This is a genomic window from Ideonella sp. P3_A4, assembly GCF_056403075.1.
This window is the reverse complement of sequence record NZ_JBFUGE010000895.1, coordinates 1-1927: the sequence shown is the minus strand read 5'-3', so window position 1 is coordinate 1927 and position 1927 is coordinate 1. Positions and strand designations below refer to the sequence as shown.

The following is a 1927-nucleotide window of genomic DNA, read 5'->3' as shown; positions in this document are numbered from 1 at the left end:
GTCTACAACCGGGCACCGAATCGCACCTACATCGAGCGTCCGCACACGCCTGAACGCGACAGGGAAGTCGACCGAGATGGCAGGGAGATATCCGCTCTGCCGCAGCCAAGACCGCGCGGCAACTATGGACGAGGCGGCCGCTATCAGCCGCCGCCGCGGCACGACAGCCCACCCTACCGGCGGCGGGATCGCTCCCGCGACCGGTATCGGCCCCGGGATCGCTCCAGGGACAGGGACCGGGAAGACGACAGAGACAGAGAACGGAATCGGTATGGCCACGACCGATACCGGGACCGGTCACCCGAACGGAGGGAGCCACGGCGCAGTCGCAGCAGAGAGCGATCGCGTGATGACTCCCGGGACAGGCGCCGCGAACGTTCGCGAAGCCCACGTCGCCAGATCGACCCGCGTGACCAGAAGCGCGTCCGCAGACGCAGCCCGACCCGCTCGCCGAGCCCACCCCGCGAACGCAGCCGCAGTCGCAGTCGCGAACGCAGCCGCAGCCGCGACCGACGTCGCAACCGCAAGCGCAGTCGCTCTCGCAGCCGGTCGTAGTCATCCGCGTGGATGATTCGATAGACAGACAAGAAAGTAACCGCACGGAGCCCGAAGCCATGAAGACCACACACGTCGAGCGCGCCAAAGAGCCCGGCACGGCCCCGCGTGCAGCAGCAGCATCCGACCATCATCGCGAGGTCACGGCGCAGCCCTTCGACAAAAGCCCGCGGCAGGCCACCCAGCGCAAGGCGCTGGACTGGCTGCAGGCAACGGCCGACCCAGCACCTTTGCAGTTGAAGAACGGCAAGAAGGGAGACGGCAAGAAAGAAGGCGGAAAGCCCCAGGTGTCGGACAAGGAGATGCGCAAGCGACGTGAGCAAAGCCAAGCCGATCGTTCGGCCAACAACGCCGCCAAGTACTCGAAAGACGCCGTCAAGCACCAGGAAAAGCACCTGAGCGTCAAGGAGGTGAAGGAGATCAACAAGAAGATCAAGGGCCACGGTTCGGTGACAGGCGGCAACAGCCAGAACGCCGCGACGACCAAGTCCCAAGCCGAGGCCAAGGCAGCAACCGAGAAAAAGATCGCCGAGAAGAAACAGCAGGAAAAGGAGCGCAAGGAGAAAGAGGTGGACAGCTGGAAGAAAGACTTCAATTGGGACAAGAAGGACAAGGGCGGCGCTGGCGGCGGCATCGGCGTGCTGGTGGGCGGCGATTGAAATGAGTGCAGCCATGAAGACGCGCGAAACCTTCGCCGACGCATCTCAGCGCGGGCCTGTGGCCGCAGAGGCCAACCACACTCGAGCCGCAGCTGACGCAGGCGCCGCAAGCCATGCGTTCGCCCAAGGCTCGGCGCTCGCGATCGACGTCGGCCACTCTCCACGCATGCTCGCGCAGCGCCGCGCCATCAACTCGGTGTACGGCGATGCGGGACCGCACGCCCCTCGAGCGACGCGACCGCTGTCTGCATCGTCGACAGCGCCGGCCCAACGAACCGAGATGGACGCCATCACGCTGGCGAATCAACTCTCCACGGTTGGGCAGTTCTCCAGCTGGCAAGAGGTGCATGGCCACAAGGACAGCTTCGATGCCGAGGCATGGCGGTCCATCGTCGGCGCCTACAACCGAGGCAATGGCAGTGGCGTCAGGCTGCGCTATACGCCGCCCAAACCGAAGCTCGTTCCGGTGCCGGAAAAGGCTTCTTCGACGCCGTCGCCCACCGACAGGCTGAAGACTGCCGGCTCCATAGCCGGAACGCTGGGCACCGTCGTGTCAGGCGCTCAGACCATTCACGAAACCGGGCTGGGTGACGCCTTGCAGCACGCGCCGGTGTTCGGCGCGATCTCGTCTGCGGCCACCGCGGTCACCAAGTCCGAGCGGGCTGACGAAGCCTATCTGCGCGGCGACCTGGCCACGTCGGCCATGCACCGCG

Annotated in this window: 2 protein-coding genes; both read left to right on the top strand. The window is 65.6% G+C overall.

Annotation, left to right across the window (positions count from 1 at the left end; all coding sequences use genetic code 11):
- Positions 1-614: 614 nt before the first annotated feature.
- A complete protein-coding gene (locus AC1DYI_RS34165; protein WP_477208548.1) occupies positions 615-1214 on the top strand; it encodes a hypothetical protein in 600 nt (199 codons plus the stop codon).
- A gap of 280 nt (positions 1215-1494) precedes the next feature.
- A partial coding sequence (locus AC1DYI_RS34160; protein WP_477208547.1) for a hypothetical protein occupies positions 1495-1927 on the top strand: 433 nt, incomplete at its 3' end.

Excerpts from the sequence above, each read along its gene's own strand:
- AC1DYI_RS34165 (WP_477208548.1), top strand. The coding sequence starts at position 615 with ATGAAGACCACACACGTCGAGCGCGCCAAAGAGCCCGGCACGGCCCCG.